Genomic DNA, 20,380 nt, shown 5'->3' with positions numbered 1-20,380 from the left:
GTTATCGCCTTGGCCTGCGCCATCTCAGTTTACCGCGCGGTCTTTTCCTTTCCAATAGGGTCCGCGCAGTTCGCGGCGCAGGATCTTACCCGAAGGGTTGCGCGGCAATGCCTCGATGAAATCGACCGATTTGGGGCATTTGTATCCGGCGATATGATCTCGCGCGTGGGCGATCATGTCCGCCTCGCTCAATGTCTCGCCGTCTTTCACAACGACGCATGCCTTTACTTCCTCGCCCCATTTCTCCGACGGGATACCGATCACCGCGACATCCGCGACGCTCGGGTGGGCATAAAGCGCGTTCTCAACCTCGGCAGGGTAGATGTTCTCGCCGCCGGATATAATCATGTCTTTCACCCGGTCATGGATGAAGAGATAGCCGTCCGCGTCCAGATAACCCGCATCGCCGGTGCGCAGCCATCCTTCGGCGTCGATCGTTTCGGCGGTCGCTTCGGGGTTGTTCCAATACCGGCTCATATTTTTCGATGATCGGGTTGCGATTTCGCCGACAGTGCCCGCGGGCAGTTCCGCACCCGCTTCATCAATGATTTTCAGTTCGACACCGGGCAGCGCGGTGCCAACGCTGCGCATCCGCGGCGATCCTTCGGGCACGTGGTCTTCAGGATCGAGCGCGGTGATCGTGCCGCTGGTTTCGGTCATGCCGTACATCTGCACAAACCCGCATCCCAGCACGTCCATCGCCTCCCGCATAAGCTCCAGCGGGATCGGCGACGCGCCGTAGGTGATGTATTTGAGCCGGCTGAAATCTGTGTCCCTCACGCCGGGCTGGTTCAGCAGGATCTGGATCGCGGCAGGCACCAGAAAGATCTTCGAAATGTTATAATTCTGGATCAGGTCCAGCGCCTTGGTCGGGTCATATTCAGGCAAAACAATCGCATTGGTGCCAGCGATCATAGTGCCGATCCCGGTGCCTGTCCCGCTGATGTGAAAACACGGCATGGCGAGCAAGGTCACGTCCCCTTCGACCGGTTCCTGCCATTTGCGTTTTTTGCCCTCTGGCGCGCCGGCATTGTGGCTGGAAAGGATTGAACCGTGCGTCATGACCGCGCCTTTCGGCCTACCGGTCGTGCCCGAGGTGTAAAGCTGCAGCGCGTCATCTTTCAATCGAACATCGTTCAGCACGGGGTTCGCAGGAAATCCGTCGCGCCATGTCCGGTAATCGGTTCCGGCATGGTCGGGCGCGTCGATCCCGATCACCTGTTCGACCAGCGGCGTTTCGGTGCGCACACGGTCCAGCATTTCGGAGAACCCTTCCGCGACGAACACGATGCGCGCCTGACAATTGGCGAGGATGTAGGCAACTTCTGGCGCGGCAAGCCGCCAGTTTACCGGCGTCATCACCGCGCCGATCTTTGCCGCGCCCAGCAGCGCCTCGAAATAGAGCGGATGGTTTTTGCCAAGGAACGCGACGCGCTCCCCCTTGGTCACGCCCAGCGCGGTAAGGGCATTGGCAACGCGGTTGCTGCCTTCGTTGAGTTCGGCGAAGGTCATCACCTCATCGCCATATGTGAAAGCGGAGGTGTCGCTGCGCAGGCGCGCATGTTCGCGCACGATATCGCAGAAAGAGGCGGCGGCGGTCACAGTTTCATTTCCCATACCCGCAACGCTACGCCAGACAGGCGCGCGGGCCATTGGCATAATTCATAGCGGGCCTGCCGCATCGCCGCATCGCCAGTGCCGCCGGACCGCCCCAGATTACCCGGCAAAGCGGGCTGCGACGGGAACAGCGGGGTCGCTGGCATCGTGTGCGCCGCATGATCCAGCGGGAAGCTCGGACAGGTCGGTCCCTTCGATCACGCGAAATTCGCGCCAGTCATACACTCCCCGCCGATGCGTCATTGCCCAGCGTCCGCCGCGCTTTTCAAACCGGTCGATATACCGCCCCGCAATGACCGCTGAATAAATCACTCCCTTGTCGGGAAACACCTCGGCAACAGGATAACCAGGCGGCACAGTGTGCATCGCGGTCATGTATGTTTCGGTCAGGCATCGATCTGCGCTTTCAAAAGCAAACTGTGTCTGGCCAAGCTGGTGATGCGTGGCGAGGCATGGCTCCAGAATGGATTTTGCCTGCTCGACAAAGCCGCGCCAATCGCCCGCGACGGGTCCGAACTGGAACTGCGCATCTTCGTGAAACAGAGCGTCCATCATATTCCATCGGCGCCGGTCCACTGCGTGCGCGTAGGCGGCGATTACATCCATGATCTGGGCGCGGTCTTCCAGAAACAGTTTGGCCGATGTCATCACGTTTCAAGCTCCACGATAACCTTGCCGATATTGCCGCCGGTAAACAGTTTTTCATACGCACTGAGTGTGTTTTCAAGCCCGTGCGTCACGTCATAAGGCATTTTCAAGCTGCCTTGGTCGAGCCATGTTTTAAGCCGCGCTGTCAGCCGTTCGCCCTGATCCATGAAATCGGGTGAGAAGAACCCTTCGACCCGCAGGCGGCGCATCAATATCTGGTCAAACTCGCGCGGGGCGGTGCGCGTGCCAGTGTTGTAATCGGCGAGCAGTCCGCAGACCGCGACGCGGCCATAATGGTTCATGCGCAGCAGCACCTCGTCAAGCATCGGCCCGCCGACATTGTCAAAATACACATCGAAACCGCCCGCCGCATCCAATTGCGATCCTACGTCGTCAGCCTTGTAATCGACCGCGCCAACGATGCCGATCTCTTCGGTGAGGTAACCGCATTTTTCCGCGCCGCCTGCAATGCCCCACGCCTCGCACCCCAGCAGTTTGGCGATCTGCACCGCCAATATCCCCGTCGCCCCGGCGGCGGCAGACACGATCACCCGCTCGCCCGGCTGGGCCGCTGCGGTCTGCTCGATCCCCCAAAGCGCGGTCCAGCCATTCATGCCGAGCGGCCCGAACCACGCCTTCCTGTCAGAAACCGCCGGGTCCAGCGTGATCGCGCCGCTCAACACTGCATCGACCTGGCTGATCCGGCCCCACACGCCAAAGGCGCGCACCAGATCACCTTCGGCAAAGCCATCCGCGCGCGAAGCGATCACATGTCCGACCACCAGACCCGTCATCGGCGCCCCGGTGGGCAGCGGCGGCTGATAGCCATCTTCGCGGTCGGTCAGCCACAGCCGCGTGCCTGCATCCATCGAAATCAGCGCGTTGCGAATGCGGATTTCACCCTCGGCAAGATCGGGCAGCGGCGCATCGACCAGCGCCAGCGCATTGCCAAAATCCGTGCCATCGGGGCGGCGCTCGATACGCCAGAACTGGTTATCCATGCACAGCGTTGTCCCTTTGCAGACCGCACGGGGCAAGCTGCGCTTTTGCTAGGTCGCTATCACTTTGGCGCGGTGCGCGGCGGGCGCGCCAAACTTACCCTTGCCGCAGGAATTCGAGGGAGAGAGACAATGGCACTCATCACGGTCATCGGCGCATCCGGCAGGCAAGGCATGGCGCAGGTCAGGCAGGCGCTCGCCGCAGGATACGATGTGCGCGCGATTTCGCGGCAGGAAGATCCCTTTGGCGGGTCAAAGATCGACGGCGTGGACCGCGTCGAAATCCGGCCGATGGACCTGTATGACAGCGCCAGTTTCAAACCCGCACTCGAAGGGTCGGATTACATTTTCTACACGCACCCGCTTCAAGCCCGCGCAGACCGGGCTGTCCTCATCGGGGAACTGGGCAAGGTCGCGGCAGACCTGGATGTAAAACGTGTCGTCTGGAACACGTCGAGCTGGATCCCGGACCGCCCCGGCGACCCGTTCACTTACGGCGAGAATACAAAAGGCATCAATGCTCTGTGGCGATCAGGCGCGCCGGGGACGGTGTTTGGCAGCGTGCTGTTCATGGACAACTTGCTGACCAACTGGGCGCGGCCATTCATCGTGAATGAGGGGCGCTATGTGTACCCGCACAACCCCCAATTGGAGGCAAACTGGATCAGTCTGGATGACGTGGCGAAATTTATGCTCGCCAGTCTTGAACGCCCCGATATGGAGGGCGCATGGCTCAATATCGGCGGGCCGGAAAGGCTGGTTGGCAAACAGGTCACGAAATACCTGTCGGATGCGCTGGGCAAGGATATTGCGTACGATCCCTGCACTCCCGAAGAGTTTGGTCGCTATCTGGTCGAAGCGGCGGGTGACACCATGCCGCCGGAAATGCGCGAGGATTTCGCCAAGGGCATTCAGGCGTTCTACGAATACAACAACGAAGCGCCCACGCGTCCGTTCGAGGTCGATATGGACCACGTATACGAACGCTTCCCCGAGCTGGAGGGCGAACTGGAGAACCTTGGCGACTGGACTAAGCGTCAGGATTGGGGCGAAAGCAATTCAAGGCCCGCGTTCGGTTAACCGATTGCGCCTCGGATCGGCGGGCATGTTCTTTACGATGTGCAAGATAGCAGCTTGTCCGCTCACGACCCAATTGCGGGTATAGCTTATCTACTTCTCGTCCGCCGGACATTGCTATTTTGTCGCCACAAGCGATAGTCGAAGCATGACGAAAAGATCATTAGCCAGCGAGCTCGCACATCTATTCAATCTCTTCCTCGCTTTTAACCACAAGAGTCAGGGGCGGATTGAAAGGGCAAGAAATCGCCTTGACAGGGCTCTTAGTCTCACCAACGACGCAGAGCCATATCTCATGGCTTTCGATGGTATCTTGATGGTCAGCGAAGATCGGCATGAAAGCGCGCGAAAGCGGTTCCGCGAGAGTTTATCTGCGCTTGAAGCGGCAATGGATGCAGAGAAGAAGTATGTTGCGCCGTACTGCAGGCTTTGGCTTTCTATGTACGACGTGAATTGCGCTTACGAGGAAATCGACAGACTATGGGAGGAAGCGCATAGCCTAGAGGCTACGGGAACCGAGAAGGCTCTGCTGCGCCTCCCCCCGAAAGACGCGCTGCGCAAGGAGTTCGGAAACAGAAAAGGTCTCACGTCAACCGCTCGTCTCTGAGTCCGCTTGCCACTTGATTGTCGGACCTATCGATGAAAACCCGGTAGCCACCCCAGGCGTCGTCCTGCGCCATCGTCAAAGCTTTATTCCGCCGCTTCGCGCTGCTCCGGGGTGAAGATATCGAGCAGTTCGGTGTCGCTCGCGTGGGTCAGTTTATCGACCCATTGGTGAAAGACCTGCCCGCCGCGTTCGTTTTTGCCGAACAGCACCTCTTTCAACATGCCGGATTGCAGTGCCTGATGCTGGCGTTTGCCGGTCGAATAATCCTCATCGCGCACCACCACTTCGAGGAAGTCGAATTGTTCATGCGCCGATTTGACCTGCTCGTCCGTTTCCGGCTGGTTTTCCATCACATAAAACTGCGTGGTGAAGCTTTCATCGACAGTCTCGCCCGGAAACAATTGGCTGATCATCGCCCCGCGCTGACCGCCGCCGTAAAAGCTTGCGATCGAGACATGCGGGAAAATCGTCCACACACCTGATAGCAGGGCATCGTTGGGTATCTCGTCATCGCTCAGCAAAGAGAGGTCTTCCTCTATATCCGAACCAACGCGCGTTGCCATTTTGGACGGCGCTGAAAGGCGTTGATGCGGACCCCAGAAGAAATAGTTCGCGCGGTTGTAAAAGTCCGCGCCGAACGTGTCTTTGTGCAGTACGGGCAGGTGGTAGAAATCAAGATAGCCGTCATAGGCCGTTTTCCAGTTTGGCCCCGGTATCGTCCGCTGGCTGAACAGGGTCCACCCCTCGAACCCGAATGCCGATAACAGCGCGTCATATCCGCTGAGATAATCGGCGATCGGTAGCTTGGATTCCAGATCGAGTGTCGCCCAGATCAGCCCAGCGCTTTCGTAAGATGGGAACCGTTTGAGGCACAGCGCGGCCTTGTCCACGGTGCCGAAATCCTTGGCGCTGGCAACGCCCAGCAGCGCGCCGTCATTCTTAAACGTCCATCCGTGATACCCGCAGGTGAACCGGCTGGCATTGCCGCTGCCGCTGGCCACCGGATTGCCCCTGTGACTGCACATATTGAGAAAAGCAGCCACGCTGCCATCGCGCTGGCGCGTCAGCAGCAGCGGAATGCCGCATATGTCCATCGCCTTGTAATCGCCCGGTTCAGGCAGTTCGCATGACGGCGCAACCATCAGCGGCAGGCGGCGGAAGATATTGCGCCTTTCCTGCTCATACAGGTCAGGGTCGGTGTAGGATGATGCTGGAACGCGCACGACTTCATCGGCGTATTCCATCGTGTCCGCCGCGCCGTGTTCGATAAGATTGCGGGTCATTGCGACCAATTCTTCGCGAGACATTCTATACTCCCAATCCCGGATTTGTTCGCAGGATGCACCCGGTTGCCATGCGGCGACAATGCACGTTTTTGGGGGGAGGTGCCGTGGGCGAAAACAAAGGGCGGACCCTCGCATCGCGAAGGCCCGCCCCATCGTGGAGGATTATTGGTCCTGAATCAGAACTTGAAGCTGGTCTCGACAAAGACCTGCCGCCCGCGGTTCTGGGTGAGGATCAGGTCATCGCCGTCAGCCGGAAGGAACGGCCGGCCAGCCGATGTGTTCGTCCAGATTTCATCGGCAAGGTTCACGCCCACCAGCGAAATTTTCCAATTGCCGTCAGGGTGACCGATCGATGCTCGTGCATCGAAGGTGATGTATCCATCCTGCACGAAATCGTTGGCAAACGTGTCTTCGTTTGTGAGGTAATCATCCGAAAAAATCGCGTTGCCGCCAAGGCCCAGTTCAAGGCTGTCGCCCAGCGGCACGAAATAATCGAACGCGACATTGCCCGACCATTTCGGAGCGCGCGCGGCGGCCCGCCCGTTCAGATCTTCGCCGGCGCTGGTGTTGAATTCATCGGTGAATTCAGCATCAAGGTAGGCGAGATTGCTCGAAATGCTCAGGCCGTCGATCGGCGTGCGCCAGCTGAATTCAAGATCGACACCCTGGGACGTCAATTCACCGGCATTGAGGGTCAGGAACTGGATGTTGATCGCATCGAAATTCTGCACCTGAAGGTCATCGAAAATGTAGTAATAAACCGTCGCATTCAGTGTGACTGAACGATCAGCCCATTGCGATTTGAACCCGATTTCGCCGCCTATGGTTGTTTCGGAATCGAAGATCAGAGCGCCGAAATCTCCCGAAAGAGCGGCAACACTAAGGCTGTTGGATGGCAGTGCCGAGTTGTCGATCCCGCCCGATTTGAAGCCGGTCTTGAAAGCGGCGTAAACGTTGAAATCGTCAGTCGCCTGATATTTCAGCGTGACCTCGGGCGAAATATTGTCATCGGCAAACCGGATTGGGCCGGAGAAAAAGCCCGGCGACACAAAGCCGGGGCCCTGAAGGAAAGTGTGCAGGTAAGGGACCGAGATCGTCGACACCTTTTTCTCATCGGTGTAGCGTACGCCGCCCGACAGCTCCAATTGATCGGTAAGGTCAAAGATAACCGATCCGAACGCCGAAAAAGCCTCAGTCTTGGTTTCCTGGCGCTTATCCCAGTCATAGGTGAAGCCTGTCACCGGATCGGCGCCAAGGAACGAGATATTGACCGCCTGCTGCGCGGTGTCGAACACGAATGTGCGATCTTCGTAAAACACGCCGAACATGAAATTCAGCCCGCCATCAAAATCCGATGTCAGGCGGATTTCCTGCGTGTATTGCTCCAGTGTATTCAGCGGATCGGATGAACCAACGCCCCCCGGTATCCCCGGCCCGAGCAGTCCGCCATAGCTGTAACTGTCAAAATCGACCGATGTCAGATCAAGAAAGCCGGTGGTTGATGTGAGCGTGAGATAATCGGACAGATCGAGGTTGAACAGCAGTCGCCCGAACCAGATGTCGGTCTCACCAAATGGAACGCCGTTGCGCCCGGCAGCTTTCGATGGGGTGGGCACACCTCCGGCCAGCGGAGCGGCGGCATCGGGCAGAAAGTATTTCTGATCGGTATCGGCGCAATCATATCCGGGGTCGATCAGGATACCGCCGCCTAAAAGGACGATCGGGTCTGCCACGCCATTTGCGCCGCAATTTAGGTCTGAATGCTGGATCGCGCCGTCATTGGTGTTGCGGACATACTGCAATTTGATGTTTGCATCGAACCGGTCGCTGGGCTCAAAATCGAGCGTGAGACGCGCAACCAGATTGTCTTGCCCGCGGAACTGGCCGTTGGCTGCCGGAGTTCCCTCCTGCAGTTCAAGGTATTCGTCGATATCGTTCCATTGCGCCGCGACCCTGATGCCCAGAGTGTCGGTCAGCGGACCGGAAACATACCCGTTGAGTGTGTAACCTTTTTCCTCGAATTCATATTGCGCGCGGCCGCCCACTTCCCACGATGCGGTGGGGTCTGCAGAACGGATGGCGAAGACACCGGCTGAGGCGGACTTACCAAAGAACAGCGATTGCGGACCCTTCAGCACGTCGATCTGCTGCGTGTCGAAAAAGCCCGCCTGCACCAGCCGCATGGTCGAAACCTGCACCCCGTCAAAATCGAACGCGACTGCACTGTCGAACGCGGCGGAAATGTTTGATGAACCGACCCCGCGCAGCGACAGCTGGCCGCCCGAACCCGACCCGCCGACCTGCACATTCAGCGTGGGGACGCGGCTGGTCACGTCGGCAACCTGATCGACGCCGTAGCGTTCGAGTGTCTCGCCGCCGATCACTGTCACGGCCACGGGAACTTCCTGCAGCGTCTCCGTCTGGCGGCGGGCCTGGACCAGAATCACGTTGTCGTTGATCGTATCGGTTAGACCGCCTTCATCCTGTATCTCCTCGATCTCTTCGGCATCCTGCGCCAATGCGGCCTGCGGCATTGCTGCGAAGGCTGCGATGGCCGCACCGCTTAAAAGCGTGCGCCGCATGGCGGGTGAAGATTTGCCGAAGGCAATACGGGTGTGAAATGTGGTCATATGATCTCTCCCTTGCAGAGCGCGGGAATGATCTCCGCCCTCCAATCCCCAAATACGAGACGCTTCGAATGCGTCTTCTGATGTGATGGGGAGTGTATGGATGAGGGTGTGGACGCTCATCTAGCAAAAGCGCTAGGAACTCTGCGAAAGTGCGACCATTTGGCCACATCGACCGCTAATTCGCGCAAAAAAGCCACCAAGCCGTAGCGTCACGTTCCGTTAACGGAAGGGCCGCGCGCGGTGCAAAACAAGCCGTTTGCACAGCGTTATGGGTCGGAACGACACCCGGTTCCAGGCAGAATAACGAAGCATCGCGAGCACGCTTACCCGGCCTGCCTTGTCTATTGTTAACCGATTGCGGGTCTTCGCGTTCGCACCCCGCGTTTGACGCAAAACCCATTTGTTTAGCCAGTGGTGTGCGGGCGGGTCCGCGATAGGTTCCGCGGCAAAACAACCTGCTTCGGGAGAGAGATATGGCGGGACGGGTAGAGGGCCGCGTAGCTTTGGTAACAGGCGGCGCGATGGGGCTTGGGAAAGCCGATTGCGAGGCGCTGGCCAGAGAAGGCGCCAAGGTTATCGTGACAGATCGCGATGCGGAACTGGCGCACACGGTCGCGGACAGCATCGGCGGCGATGCAATGGCGCTGGACGTGGCAGATGAACAGCAATGGAAATACGTGATGCACGCGGTGGCCGAACGCCACGGCGGCCTCGATATACTCGTCAACAATGCCGGCAACGTGATCTTTGAAAATATCGAGGATTGCTCGCTTGAGCATTTCAAACTCCACCTCGACATTCATGTGGTCGGCACGTTTCTGGGCTGCAAATACGCGCTTCCGCTGATGAAACACCGGCACAAGACAAATGGCGGCGGCGGATCGTCGATCGTCAATATGGCATCGACCGCCGCGCTGATGGGGTATCCGATGATCCCGGCTTACACGGCGGCTAAGGGCGGGATCAGCTCGATGACGCGCTCTATCGCCATACATTGTCAGGATGAAAGATACGGCATCCGCGTCAATGCGCTGGCACCCGGCGGGATCGAGACGCCGATGGTGCGCGATATATCGGGGCGCGGTGATGAGGAACTGATGGAGATAGCCGACGGTCCGTTGCCGCAGGACGGCCTCGGCGCGCCCAAGGATGTGGCTGGCTGCGTCCTGTTTCTCGCATCCGATGAAGCCCGGTTTCTGAACGGCCTGACCATCCCGGTGGACAACGGCCTAGATGCCCGCCCGCACCACTGATCCTGATCCCGTCATAAAGGATGAGCGGGCGGAGCGGCCCGCCTATCGCTGGTACGTGCTCGGCCTGCTGACGCTCGTCAGCATGTTCTCGATTGCCGACCGGCTGGTGTTTTCCATCCTGCTGGAAGACATAAAGGCGGAATTTTCGTTCAGCGACGCGCAGATCGGCCTGCTGGGCGGCCTTGCGTTTGCTGCTACCTATGTCCTCGTCGGATTTCCCGCCGCGCGCCTTGCCGACCGGTCTGTTCGGCGCAACATCGTGGCGGGCGCAATCACATTCTGGAGCGGCATGACCGCACTGTGCGGTCTGGCAACAGGGTTCTGGACCCTGTTTCTTGCGCGCACTGGAGTGGGCGTGGGCGAAGGCTGTTCCGGCCCGGCCTCTCAAAGCCTCGTCGCGGATTATTTCCGACGTGATGAACTGGCCAAGGCGATGGGGTTTCTCACCATCGGCGCAAGCATGGGGACGGCCGGCGGATTGCTGATTGGCGGGCAGCTGAATGAAATGTTCGGCTGGCGCTGGGCGTTCGTGCTGATGGGGCTTCCCGGAATGCTGATCGGCGCGGTGGTCTATTTCACCATGCGAGAGCCGCGGCGCGGGCGCTATGCGCCGGCGGATGCGCAGATGAAACAGCAGCCGCTGATCGATACGGCGCGCACGCTGACAGCCAACAGGGTCTTCATGGGCCTCGCGGTCGGGTGGGCGGTTCAGATCATGATCGGTTACGCACTCGCGTTCTGGATGGCGGCGGTGATGATGCGCAATTTCGGCATCTCCAGCGGCGATGTCGGCATTTACTTGGGCCTTGCGTTCTTTATCGGCGGGATCCCCGGACCGATCTTGGGAGGTTACGTCGCAGGCTGGCTGACCAAGCGTGATGAACGCTGGCGTGCATGGCTGCCCGGAATGGTCAGTCTGGGCTGCGTGCTGCCCTTGGGGGTGAGCCTGTCTTCATCGGAATTCTGGCCGTTCCTCACGTTCTTTGCGCTTGCCTATGCGATTTACGTCGCCAGTCAGGCGCCAATCCTGTCAGGCATTCAGGCCGCAGTGGAACCCTCGCAGCGCGGCTTCGCAGTCGCAATCGCATTGTTCTTCAACAATCTCGTCGGACAGGCGCTGGGTCTGGCGGTGATTGGCTGGGTGAGCGACTGGCTTGCCCCGTCCCAAGGGTCAATTTCGCTGACGATTGCGGTGTTCGGCGTCTGCCTGTTTTCAGGCCTGCTGGCGATGGTGGTTTTCGCATGGACCGCCGCCCAGATGAAATCATCAGGGTATCTCGACAAGATGGCCCGCGATTAAAAGCCGGGATGGATCGATAACGCACCGCCATCGACCAGCATTTCCGCGCCGGTCATGAACGGGCAATCGTCGCTCGCCAGGAAAGCGATTGCCGCGGCCGTTTCTGCCGGATCGCCCAGCCGGTTCATCGGCGATGTCGCCGCAACTGCCGCTTTCAGCCCGGGTATCGCCTCTTCTGCCTTGTCCAGGATGCCGGTTTCCGTCGCGCCGGGGATCACGGTGTTGCAGCGAATGGCGTAACCCTGCTTTGCGCAGTGCACTGCAATGCTTTTGCTAAGGACGCGCACGGCTCCCTTGCTTGAGCAATAGGCTGCATCTCCGGGCAAAGCAGCCATGGCGGAAGTGGATGCAATGTTGATGAGAGATCCGCTTGGCCCGCCGGGATTGGTTTTCATCACGGAAATGGCGGCGCGGCATCCGGCCATCGTGCCGGTGACATTGATCGCATAAGCGCGGTGCCAGATATCATCCGTCACATCCTCTATCGAATGCTGCGAAACAGCGCCCGCATTGTTGACGAGGATGTCGAGCCGACCGAACGCACTGACCGCCTGTTCAACAATCTGGGGCCATAGTTCAGTATTGGCCACATCCTGCACGGCAAAGCGCGCGCCCACTTCGCTGCAAAGGGCCTTGCCCGCCTCAGCGTCTACATCCGTGCCGAGAACCTCCGCCCCGTCCGCGCGCAGCCTGCGTACTGTAGCTGCGCCGATCCCGCTGGCGCATCCCGTGACGATGGCCGCCTTGCCGGAAAGGTCTGCCACTATTCGCCTTGCTGCCAGATCGCGGCGCTGGGCCGCTGATTATGGGTATCGACAAAGCGTGCAAGATTGTCAGTGCCCTCGGGCAGTTTCCATCCCACAGTGAAGCCGAAATTCGCAAAGCAGAAGACAATCAGGTCGGCAAAGGTGAACCGGCCAAGGGCGAAGTGATTGCTGCCGCCGAGCGCCTGATCGAACCAGCGCCATTTTTCGTCGGACATGGCTGCGATTTCCGCGCCTGCCTCCTCGCTCAAAACAGGCATGCGCGGGGCGAACATCGGGCGGCCTGCCCCGGCGCGGAAGCCCATGGTCATCGGCACCACGACCTCCTGATCGAATAGCCGCGCCCATTTGCGCACTTCGGCCCGCTCTGCCGGAGTTTCGCCGAACATGTTCGGCTCAGGGTGAGTTTCTTCGATAAATTCGCAGATCGGCCAGCTTTCGGTGAGGCATGTGCCGTCATCCAGTTCCAGCGTGGGGATAGTGCCCAGCGGGTTTTTCTCCAGATAGCTGGCATTCTGCCGGTTTTCGCCGGTTATGATGTCGTAATGCACCCGCTCAAAATCCTTGCCTTCCTCAAGGCCTTTTTCAACCGCAAACATCCGCACGAGACGCGGGTTGGGCCCGAGGCTGGAATGAAGCTTTGTCATTATATCTCTCCTGAAAATCTCTCGGCCATAACTCTATGCGCACGAGGCTTGCGCGTCGCCCTCACAAATGCGCTAGGGGACAGTTAAGAGAAGAGAGGACTTAGTCGCGCCATGCATTTCCAACTGACCGACGAGCAGCGCGAGCTGCAGGAAACCGCCCGCAAATTCGCCCGCGCCGAGCTGCCGGACCTTGCCCGCGATATGGAGGAGAAAGACTATCCCGTCCCGCACGACATGCTGCGGACATACGGCGAGATGGGCTTTCTGGGCGTAAACCTGCCGGAACAATATGGCGGGCTGGGGCTGGGCCACGTCGAGGCGCTGTTGGTGCTTGAGGAATTCGCGCAGGTTTCCAACGCGGTGGCATTCCCCGTGTTCGAGGCGCTGACAGGGCCGGTGCGCACAATCGAACGGTTCGGTTCGGAAGAGATGAAGGCGAAAATCCTGCCCGAGGTTATCAGGGGTGAGAAAATCGTCGCGGTGTCCATGTCCGAACCCGACGCCGGAACCGCGCTTACCGATCTGAAGACAAAAGCGGTTGCGGACGGCAATGGCTACATCGTCAACGGCTACAAACGCTGGACCAGCGGCGGCGGGCACTCCGATTATTACGTCACCTATTGCCGAATGAATGACGAACCAGGCGCGAAGGGGATCGGCGCAGTCCTGCTGGAAAAAGACATGGAAGGCATGTCGTTTGGCAAGCGCGAAGAGTTGATGGGATTTCGCGGTATCCCGACCGCCGATTACGCGATCGAAGATGTTAAGGTGCCGGGCGGAAACGTCATCATCGGCTCTGGCGGATTCGGCAAATTGATGAGCGCGTTCGGTCTGGAACGCTGCGGCAACGCCACCCAGTCTCTCGGCGTGGCTGCTGCCGCTCTCGAACAGGCGCTGCAATATACGCAGGAACGCGAGGCCTTCGGAAAACCCATCGTCGATTTTCAAGCCGTTCAAATGAAGCTCGCCGAGATGGCAATGAAAGTAGAGGCCGCGCGCCTGCTGATCCACCGCGCCGCCGCCGGAGCAGCCACCAACGCAGACGGTCTGCCGACCGTTTACGAAAGCAGTGTCGCCAAATGCTACGCCAATGAAATTGTCCGCGAGGTGACGGCGCTGGGTATGCAGGTGATGGGCGGATACGGCTATCACAAGGATTACGGCATGGAACAGCGCCTGCGCGATGCCTACGCGTGGGGCATCGCTGGCGGGGCTATCGATGTGCAGAAAACGAATATCGCAGCAGCCATGATCGGCCGCCGGTTCGACCAGCGCAAATAGGTGCCTGTTTGCGCTTGCACGGGGACGCTGCGCCACGCACATAGGGCGACATGGAACAAAGCCAATCCGCCGCCCAGCCGCGCGCCGATCCGCAGGCACCGCCCCCGCCGGGCATGACCGCCAGTGAAACAGCGGTCGATGACGGGGATGCGCTGACGCAGTTGCACCCGAATTACAAAACCGCGCTGCGGGTTAACGCGGTGCTCACCGCGATCCCTTTCATCATCGGGGCTATCGTCCTCGAAGGGGTATTGCGAGGGCAGTCTCCGCTGCCTTTCGGGGTAATTTTGGGCGTGGTGGTGTTCGTTGCCCTGCTGCTTATCATCCGACTGCCATCACGGCGTTATCATGCGCGTGGTTACCAGATCAGTGACGACCGGCTGCGCGTGGTGAAGGGGCTGCTCTGGCGTTCCGATACTGTGGTGCCGTTCGGGCGCGTGCAGCATATCGACGTCGATCAAGGCCCGCTGGAGCGGTTCTTCGACATCTCAACCCTCACATTGCACACCGCCGGCAGCCATAACGCGTCGGTTCACCTGCCAGGTCTCGGGCGGGAGCTTGCAGGCGAGATGCGGGAGGAAATCCGCGCCCACATCAAGCGGGAAAGCATGTGAGCGAGGGCCGAGATTCAGCTGTGATCGCCCCGGCAGGCGCAGCGCCGTCCAAAGATATGCCCGCACCTGCCACAGCGCCGGATGTGCACCGCACAGCGCCGTTAAGCGTGGTGATCGGCATTGTTGGCACGCTTCGTCAGGCGGTAATACCGATTGCGCTGGTGGCTTTCAGCAGGATGGGTAGCGGCAATTCCCTGATTGCAGCGTTTCTACTGGGCGTGGCGATTATCGGGTTTGGCGGGCTTTTTGCCTATATCCGCTGGCGGCGTCTGACTTACACGATCGGGACGCAGGACATTCGCGTGGAAAGCGGCGTGCTAAGCCGGGCGGCGCGTTCAGTCCCCTATGAACGCATTCAGGATGTCAGCCTTGAACAAAAGCTGCTTCCGCGCCTGTTCGGGTTGGTTGCAGTAAAGTTTGAAACCGGCGCAGGCGGGGGCGAAGATCTAAGCCTCGCTTACCTTACGGAGGACGCAGGGGAGCGGCTGCGCCAGCTGATCCGCGAACGCCGCGATGCGCAAGACAATGCCGCTGCGATCAGTAAAACGGGCGAAGCGCCTGCTTCCCAATCGGAAGAACGGGCAGAGACGCTGTTCACGATGGGGCCGGGGCGTCTGTTCACATTCGGCCTGTTCGAATTCTCGCTCGCCGTGTTCGCAGTGCTGGCGGGCCTCGCGCAATATCTCGACGGTTTTATCGAGATTGGTGACGCAATCGACCTTGTCGGTGGCTGGTTCACCGAGCGCGGTGAAGAGGTCGCGGGTTTGGGCGCGACGGTTCAGGTCATAAGCGCGCTTGCTGGATTGTTCGCAGTCTTCGTTGTCGGATCGGCCACGGGCATGATCCGGGTTTTCACGCGCGAATGGGAATTCTTGCTGGAACGCACCGCGCGTGGTTTCCGCAGGCGGCGCGGGCTTTTCACCAAAACCGACGTCGTGATGCCCATCCACCGCGTGCAAGCGATTAAGATCGGAACGCGCTTCGTGCGGTACAGGTTCGGTTGGCACTCGCTTCGCTTTGTCAGTCTCGCGCAGGATGCCGGGTCAAGCAACCATGTGGTCGCGCCATTTGCCAAGATGGATGAGATTGAGCCGATTGTTGAAACCGCCGGTTTCCGCCTGCCGGTCGAGGATGCGGATTGGCATCGGGCCAGCACCAATTACCGCACCGACAGCATGATCGTGGATTCGCTCGTTTTCCTTGTCGCGGCGCTGGTCGGCGGGACCGTGTTGGTCGTCTTCGCGCCTGAATGGGCCGCGCTCGCGGTTTCGGTCCTGCTGATTCTGGCTGCATTTTCGGCCATAGCGGCACTCTATTCGTGGCAGTTCAAGCGTCACTCGCTCGATGATACACAGATCATGGCGCGCAGCGGCGTGCTGTCCCCCAGCAGTCAGATTGCGACGCGGCTCAAACTGCATTCGGTCGAGGTGGCGCAGGGACCGATTGCGCGCCTTCGCGGATATGCGACGATCCATCTCGGCCTCGCCGGCGGAGAGTTTTCAATTCCCGGCGTCCCGCTGGAGCGTGCCCGCGAAGTGCGGCGCGAAGTGCTGGAAACCATTGCAGCGACCGATTTCAGTGAGCTGGAAACAGGGCGCTGAGATCGCTCAGGCTCGCAGGTCTGCCCAATCGGGGTTCTCGTCGAATTTAGCTGCGACATAAGAACACTGCGGAACAATCTTGAACCCGGTCGTCCGCGCGTCTGCCACCAAACGGTCAACCAGTTGCGCTGCGATTCCGCGTCCGCCAATCTCTGGCGGGACCACCGTGTGGGTGGCGACGCGCACGTCGCTGGCCACGGCCTCCTGCGGCAGGCCGGTCTTCGGCTCCCATTCAAGATAGCCCTGGTGTTCTGCGCCTGCGACTTCAGCGATATATTTGCCGCCCTGACCCTGCGCGTGGTGGGTGATGGTAACGTCCAGTTCGCCTGCGGTTTTGTCTGACATGTAAAAAAGGCTCCTTTGCCCGGTTAACGCGGTGCAAAGGAGCCTGGTTCCGGTTTCTTCAGCGGATCAACTGCATTTTGGATGGCGGCCGATATCCCGGATGTCATAGACGCGGCTGTCCGCGATCGTAACCTGAATGCACTGCCGGCTCTGCGATCGCCACATCACGGAATAGCGCGTGTCATCATCACCAAACCGGTCGACGCGCGTAAATCCGCGATTGCTCAGTTCGCTGCGTGCCCGCGGTCCGCGATCACCGATCAGATCCTTGAACTTTGCCTTGCGGTCATACCCGCCGTGCCCGTGGTGATAGTCTGTGTTGGCGCGCCGCTGGTCGACGCCGGCGCCGTATCCGTCGGCATAATCATCTGAGCGATCATAATTGTGATACGAGACATTGTGCAGTCCGTCGGAATACCCGCGCTCATACTGCGCCTCGCGCGCATCATTATCGTGATGGCGCTGATCATCGTGGTGGTGTTTTTTGTGACCGCCCAGCAGCGCGCCCAGCAATGCCGCTCCGGCGACCACGCCAACCGCAGCCGCGACATCGCTGCCGCCTTCTCCCTGGTTGCAGTCGCGTTTGGATGCGTCGGTGATCGACGTGTAGCGGCCATCGCGCGTGACGATGTGAACGCATTGTTTGGAATCGCGGTTCCACCAATAAGCGTGCTTTGTATTGTGCTTGCCCACATTGCCATTGATGTAGGTGAACCCGCGCTGGGTAACCCCCATCTCTGCCTGTCCTGCGCGCGCGCCGACCAGATCGCTCAAAGCGTTAGCGTCACGTGCCTGAACAGATGTCGCGGTCATCGCGGCAAGCGCCGATATTCCAACAGCCAGTTTGATTGTTGCATCTTTGATTTCCCTCTCGCCGTTCATCGCTGAGGGTATCGAAAACGGTTCCAAACACAAGGGCGCATTAAGCTGAACCTTGCGCCCGCGGCCACGCGCATTAGAGGCGGTTTGCATGACCAAATTTCTCTCCGACAATGCTGCCGCCGTCCATCCCGATCTGTGGGAGGCGATGCGCGCCGCTGATGAGGCTGACAATCCATATGACGGCGATGCACTGTCCGCGCAGCTGGATGAACGGTTCACCGACCTGTTCGGACGGGAATGCGCAGCGGAATGGGTTGCGACCGGGACGGCGGCGAACTGCCTCGCGCTCGCCACGATGTGCCAGCCGCATGGCGGCGTGGTATGCCATGAAGAGGCACATATCGAGGTTGATGAAGGAGGCGCGCCGGGTTTTTACCTCCACGGTGCGAAGCTGATCCTGTGCCCCGATGGTCATGGCGGCGAAGGCGCGAAGCTGACGCCTGACAGTATCGCAGCCGTTATCGATCCGATCCGCGATGATGTGCATCAGGTGCAGCCCCATGCCATCGCAATCACGCAGGCGAGCGAATATGGCCGCAGCTACGCAGCCGAAGAGCTGTCCGCCCTCAGCGATTTTGCAGCCGCGCGTTCTCTCGGCCTGCATATGGACGGCGCGCGTTTTGCCAATGCGGCGGCATTTCTGGGCGGGTCGGCGCGCGATGCCGCGCACGGCGTAGACAGCCTCGCATTCGGCTTTATCAAGAACGGCGGGATGAATGCCGAGGCCGTGGTGTTGTTTGACCCTGCGCAGGCTGACCTTGTCCGCTACAGGCGCAAACGGGCCGGGCACCTGCAATGCAAGGGGCGGTATCTCGCCGCGCAAATCCTCGCGATGCTGGAGGGCGACCTTTGGCTCCGCAATGCGCGCCATGCGAATGCCGCTGCGCAGGATATTGCCGGGGGATGCGGGGACCGGCTGATGCACGCGGTAGAGGCTAACGAGCTGTTCGTGCGCCTGTCGCCAGCAGAGCGAGAGGCGCTGCGCGAGCAGGGTTTCGAGTTTTACGATTGGGGCGCAGATGCCGCGCGCTTCGTCACCGCCTGGAACACCCGAGAGGACGATGCAGCCGCGCTTGGAAAAGCGATAGCGGCACTGTGACGCCTAGCCCCATGACCGCAATTCGATGACTGCGGCCCAATCACCGATGCTGCATTGGCGCATTATCGTTCCATTCGTGCTGACCGGCGCGATCTGGGGTTCGACGTGGTTCGTCATCACCGGCCAGATCGACGGAGTGCCAGCGGCGTGGTCGGTGTTTTACAGGTTCGCGCTTGCCACGCCTGCGCTGTTCCTTGTGGCGGCCCTGATGAAGCGGCGGCTGCGCCTGACGCGGCCTGAACACATGCTCGCCATATTGGTAGGCGTGATGCAGTTTAGCGGAAATTTCCTGTTCGTCTACCACGCAGAGCTTTACCTCACATCCGGCATTGTCGCGATGATGTTTGCGCTGCTGATGGTGCCTAATGCCGTGTTTGCCCGCGTATTTCTGGGCGAGCGGGTGCAGGGCGGCTTTATTCTGGGCAGTATTGTAGCGATAACCGGAGTGGCGATGCTGCTCGTCAATGAATGGAGCGCCGCGCCGCGTGCCGGTGTGCTGGGCGGAAATGTCGCGCTGGGCATTATCCTTGCCGTTGGCGGACTGCTGGCAGCATCATTTGCCAATGTCGTCCAGGCCAATCCCACAGGCCGCGCGGTTCCCATGCCAAGCCTGCTGGCGTGGGCGATGCTTTACGGCACGATTTTCGACCTTGGATTTGCGGCGCTGACAGCTGGGCCGCCGCCGTTTCCCGATCGCGCCGAATATTGGATGGGCATCGTCTATCTCGCCCTGATCGGGACGGTCATTACCTTCCCGCTGCATTATAATCTGGTGCGAGAGATCGGGGCGGGGCGCACCGCTTATAACAGCATCGTCACGGTTTCGGTCGCCATGCTGCTATCGACATTGTTCGAAGATTACCGGTGGAGCTGGCTCACCGCGTCAGGAATGGCGCTGGCCGTCGGAGGCATGATCCTCGCCCTGCGGGCCAAGCAGCGACGCTAGCCCTTCGAAATAGGTCGGGTAATGCGGCCGCCATCCGAGCACCCGTTTGGCTTTGCCGTTCGCCACGCGCCGGTTCTCCGAATAAAAGCCGAGCGCCATTTCAGACAGATTGGCCTCGTCGAGCGTTTGCATCGGGGGCGGTTCCAGACCTAGCAGAGCGCAGGCGTGCTCCGTCACCGCGTTCCCGCTTGCGGGCAGATCATCGCCCAGATTGTATGCGCCCGATGGAGCGCTGGTGGTGAGTGCAGCAACCACGCCGCTGGCAATATCGTCTACATGCACCCGGCTGAAGACCTGTCCGGGCAAATCAATCCGCCGCGCTTTACCTTCGCGCACGCGGTCCAGCGCGCTGCGGCCCGGCCCGTAAATTCCCGGCAGGCGAAACACCCTCGCCCCCATCTGCATCCATTCAGCGTCCGCGTCCGAGCGGGCACTGCGCCGACCGTCGCCTGTGGGCGAGCTTTCATCGACCCATGCACCCTGCTGGTCGCCGTACACTCCGGTCGAAGAAAGATATCCGAGCCAATGATCGCCAATGTCTGCGCGGTAGCTTTCCAGCACCGCATCTGTGCCGCGTTTCCGATCGGGCGGCACCGAGCTTAATATATGCGTCGCCTCTGCCAAGGATGCCCGCACCGCATCGCTATCTTCGAAATCGACATTGCCTGCGCTGCCGGTGGCCGACACCTGCCAGCCGCGCGCCTCCATTGCCGCTGCAATCCGTTTTGCCGTGTAGCCCAAACCAAAAATGAACAAATGCGCCATGCAGGCGTTCTAATCGCTTG

General features: G+C 59.9%; 19 protein-coding genes. 9 read left to right on the top strand and 10 right to left on the bottom strand.

Going from position 1 to position 20,380, the window contains the following annotated elements:
- Positions 1 to 24 precede the first annotated feature (24 nt).
- From ACGHU1_RS05460 to ACGHU1_RS05450, 3 genes are all read right to left on the bottom strand, one after another.
- The gene (locus ACGHU1_RS05460; protein WP_390584303.1) at positions 25 to 1,617 is read right to left on the bottom strand and encodes a fatty acid--CoA ligase; all 1,593 of its coding nucleotides are present in this window, start codon (positions 1,615 to 1,617) and stop codon (positions 25 to 27) included.
- Positions 1,618 to 1,716: 99 nt separating this feature from the next.
- Positions 1,717 to 2,265, bottom strand: coding sequence for a nuclear transport factor 2 family protein (locus ACGHU1_RS05455; RefSeq protein WP_390584300.1), 549 nt, complete (start codon positions 2,263 to 2,265; stop codon positions 1,717 to 1,719).
- The gene (locus tag ACGHU1_RS05450; RefSeq protein ID WP_390584298.1) at positions 2,265 to 3,266 is read right to left on the bottom strand and encodes an NADP-dependent oxidoreductase; all 1,002 of its coding nucleotides are present in this window, start codon (positions 3,264 to 3,266) and stop codon (positions 2,265 to 2,267) included. The genes ACGHU1_RS05455 and ACGHU1_RS05450 overlap by 1 nt, the downstream gene beginning before the upstream one ends.
- Positions 3,267 to 3,395: 129 nt before the next feature.
- Between ACGHU1_RS05450 and ACGHU1_RS05445 the strand changes: the two genes are divergently transcribed.
- Together ACGHU1_RS05445 and ACGHU1_RS05440 are read left to right on the top strand one after the other, a co-directional pair.
- Positions 3,396 to 4,343, top strand: coding sequence for an SDR family oxidoreductase (locus tag ACGHU1_RS05445; RefSeq protein ID WP_390584296.1), 948 nt, complete (start codon positions 3,396 to 3,398; stop codon positions 4,341 to 4,343).
- 145 nt (positions 4,344 to 4,488) lie between these two features.
- A complete protein-coding gene (locus ACGHU1_RS05440; protein WP_390584293.1) occupies positions 4,489 to 4,947 on the top strand; it encodes a hypothetical protein in 459 nt (152 codons plus the stop codon).
- Positions 4,948 to 5,030: 83 nt separating this feature from the next.
- Here the strand turns inward: ACGHU1_RS05440 and ACGHU1_RS05435 are convergent, their stop codons facing one another.
- Positions 5,031 to 6,254 carry an aromatic ring-hydroxylating dioxygenase subunit alpha gene (locus ACGHU1_RS05435; RefSeq protein ID WP_390584291.1) on the bottom strand — a complete coding sequence of 408 codons (1,224 nt, stop codon included), beginning with the start codon at positions 6,252 to 6,254 and terminating at the stop codon, positions 5,031 to 5,033.
- A gap of 155 nt (positions 6,255 to 6,409) precedes the next feature.
- A complete protein-coding gene (locus ACGHU1_RS05430; RefSeq protein ID WP_390584289.1) occupies positions 6,410 to 8,863 on the bottom strand; it encodes a TonB-dependent receptor in 2,454 nt (817 codons plus the stop codon).
- A gap of 473 nt (positions 8,864 to 9,336) precedes the next feature.
- Here ACGHU1_RS05430 and ACGHU1_RS05425 point away from each other — a divergent pair, with 473 nt between their 5' ends.
- On the top strand, positions 9,337 to 10,116 hold the full coding sequence (locus ACGHU1_RS05425; RefSeq protein ID WP_390584286.1) for an SDR family oxidoreductase: 780 nt from the start codon (positions 9,337 to 9,339) through the stop codon (positions 10,114 to 10,116).
- Complete coding sequence (locus ACGHU1_RS05420; RefSeq protein WP_390584284.1) at positions 10,097 to 11,416, top strand: spinster family MFS transporter; 1,320 nt, start codon at positions 10,097 to 10,099, stop codon at positions 11,414 to 11,416. The genes ACGHU1_RS05425 and ACGHU1_RS05420 overlap by 20 nt, the downstream gene beginning before the upstream one ends.
- Here ACGHU1_RS05420 and ACGHU1_RS05415 read toward each other — a convergent pair.
- On the bottom strand, positions 11,413 to 12,180 hold the full coding sequence (locus tag ACGHU1_RS05415; RefSeq protein ID WP_390584281.1) for an SDR family NAD(P)-dependent oxidoreductase: 768 nt from the start codon (positions 12,178 to 12,180) through the stop codon (positions 11,413 to 11,415). The genes ACGHU1_RS05420 and ACGHU1_RS05415 overlap by 4 nt on opposite strands.
- Positions 12,180 to 12,827, bottom strand: a complete 648-nt coding sequence (locus ACGHU1_RS05410; RefSeq protein ID WP_390584278.1) for a glutathione S-transferase family protein — start codon at positions 12,825 to 12,827, stop codon at positions 12,180 to 12,182. The genes ACGHU1_RS05415 and ACGHU1_RS05410 overlap by 1 nt, the downstream gene beginning before the upstream one ends.
- 111 nt (positions 12,828 to 12,938) lie before the next feature.
- Between ACGHU1_RS05410 and ACGHU1_RS05405 the strand changes: the two genes are divergently transcribed.
- From ACGHU1_RS05405 to ACGHU1_RS05395, 3 genes are read left to right on the top strand one after another with little or no spacing between them, the layout of a single operon-like run.
- Positions 12,939 to 14,108, top strand: a complete 1,170-nt coding sequence (locus ACGHU1_RS05405) for an acyl-CoA dehydrogenase family protein (RefSeq protein WP_390584275.1) — start codon at positions 12,939 to 12,941, stop codon at positions 14,106 to 14,108.
- A gap of 50 nt (positions 14,109 to 14,158) precedes the next feature.
- Entirely contained in the window at positions 14,159 to 14,722 is a 564-nt protein-coding gene (locus ACGHU1_RS05400; RefSeq protein ID WP_390584272.1) for a PH domain-containing protein, read from the top strand.
- Positions 14,719 to 16,323, top strand: a complete 1,605-nt coding sequence (locus tag ACGHU1_RS05395; RefSeq protein ID WP_390584269.1) for a PH domain-containing protein — start codon at positions 14,719 to 14,721, stop codon at positions 16,321 to 16,323. The genes ACGHU1_RS05400 and ACGHU1_RS05395 overlap by 4 nt, the downstream gene beginning before the upstream one ends.
- Before the next feature lie 6 nt (positions 16,324 to 16,329).
- Here ACGHU1_RS05395 and ACGHU1_RS05390 read toward each other — a convergent pair whose 3' ends face one another.
- The gene (locus ACGHU1_RS05390; protein WP_390584266.1) at positions 16,330 to 16,668 is read right to left on the bottom strand and encodes a GNAT family N-acetyltransferase; all 339 of its coding nucleotides are present in this window, start codon (positions 16,666 to 16,668) and stop codon (positions 16,330 to 16,332) included.
- Positions 16,669 to 16,734: 66 nt separating this feature from the next.
- Entirely contained in the window at positions 16,735 to 17,550 is an 816-nt protein-coding gene (locus tag ACGHU1_RS05385; RefSeq protein WP_390584263.1) for a hypothetical protein, read from the bottom strand.
- A gap of 88 nt (positions 17,551 to 17,638) precedes the next feature.
- Here ACGHU1_RS05385 and ACGHU1_RS05380 point away from each other — a divergent pair, with 88 nt between their 5' ends.
- Complete coding sequence (locus ACGHU1_RS05380) at positions 17,639 to 18,649, top strand: threonine aldolase family protein (protein ID WP_390584261.1); 1,011 nt, start codon at positions 17,639 to 17,641, stop codon at positions 18,647 to 18,649.
- A gap of 25 nt (positions 18,650 to 18,674) precedes the next feature.
- Positions 18,675 to 19,595 carry a DMT family transporter gene (locus ACGHU1_RS05375; RefSeq protein WP_390584260.1) on the top strand — a complete coding sequence of 307 codons (921 nt, stop codon included), beginning with the start codon at positions 18,675 to 18,677 and terminating at the stop codon, positions 19,593 to 19,595.
- Here the strand turns inward: ACGHU1_RS05375 and ACGHU1_RS05370 are convergent.
- Positions 19,533 to 20,360, bottom strand: a complete 828-nt coding sequence (locus ACGHU1_RS05370) for an SDR family NAD(P)-dependent oxidoreductase (protein WP_390584258.1) — start codon at positions 20,358 to 20,360, stop codon at positions 19,533 to 19,535. The genes ACGHU1_RS05375 and ACGHU1_RS05370 overlap by 63 nt on opposite strands.
- Positions 20,361 to 20,380: the final 20 nt, after the last annotated feature.

Source organism: Erythrobacter sp. MTPC3, assembly GCF_042854385.1.
In the GTDB taxonomy this organism is placed as follows: domain Bacteria; phylum Pseudomonadota; class Alphaproteobacteria; order Sphingomonadales; family Sphingomonadaceae; genus Erythrobacter.
Note: the sequence above shows the minus strand (reverse complement) of the source record. Positions and strands in the feature narration are given on the sequence as shown.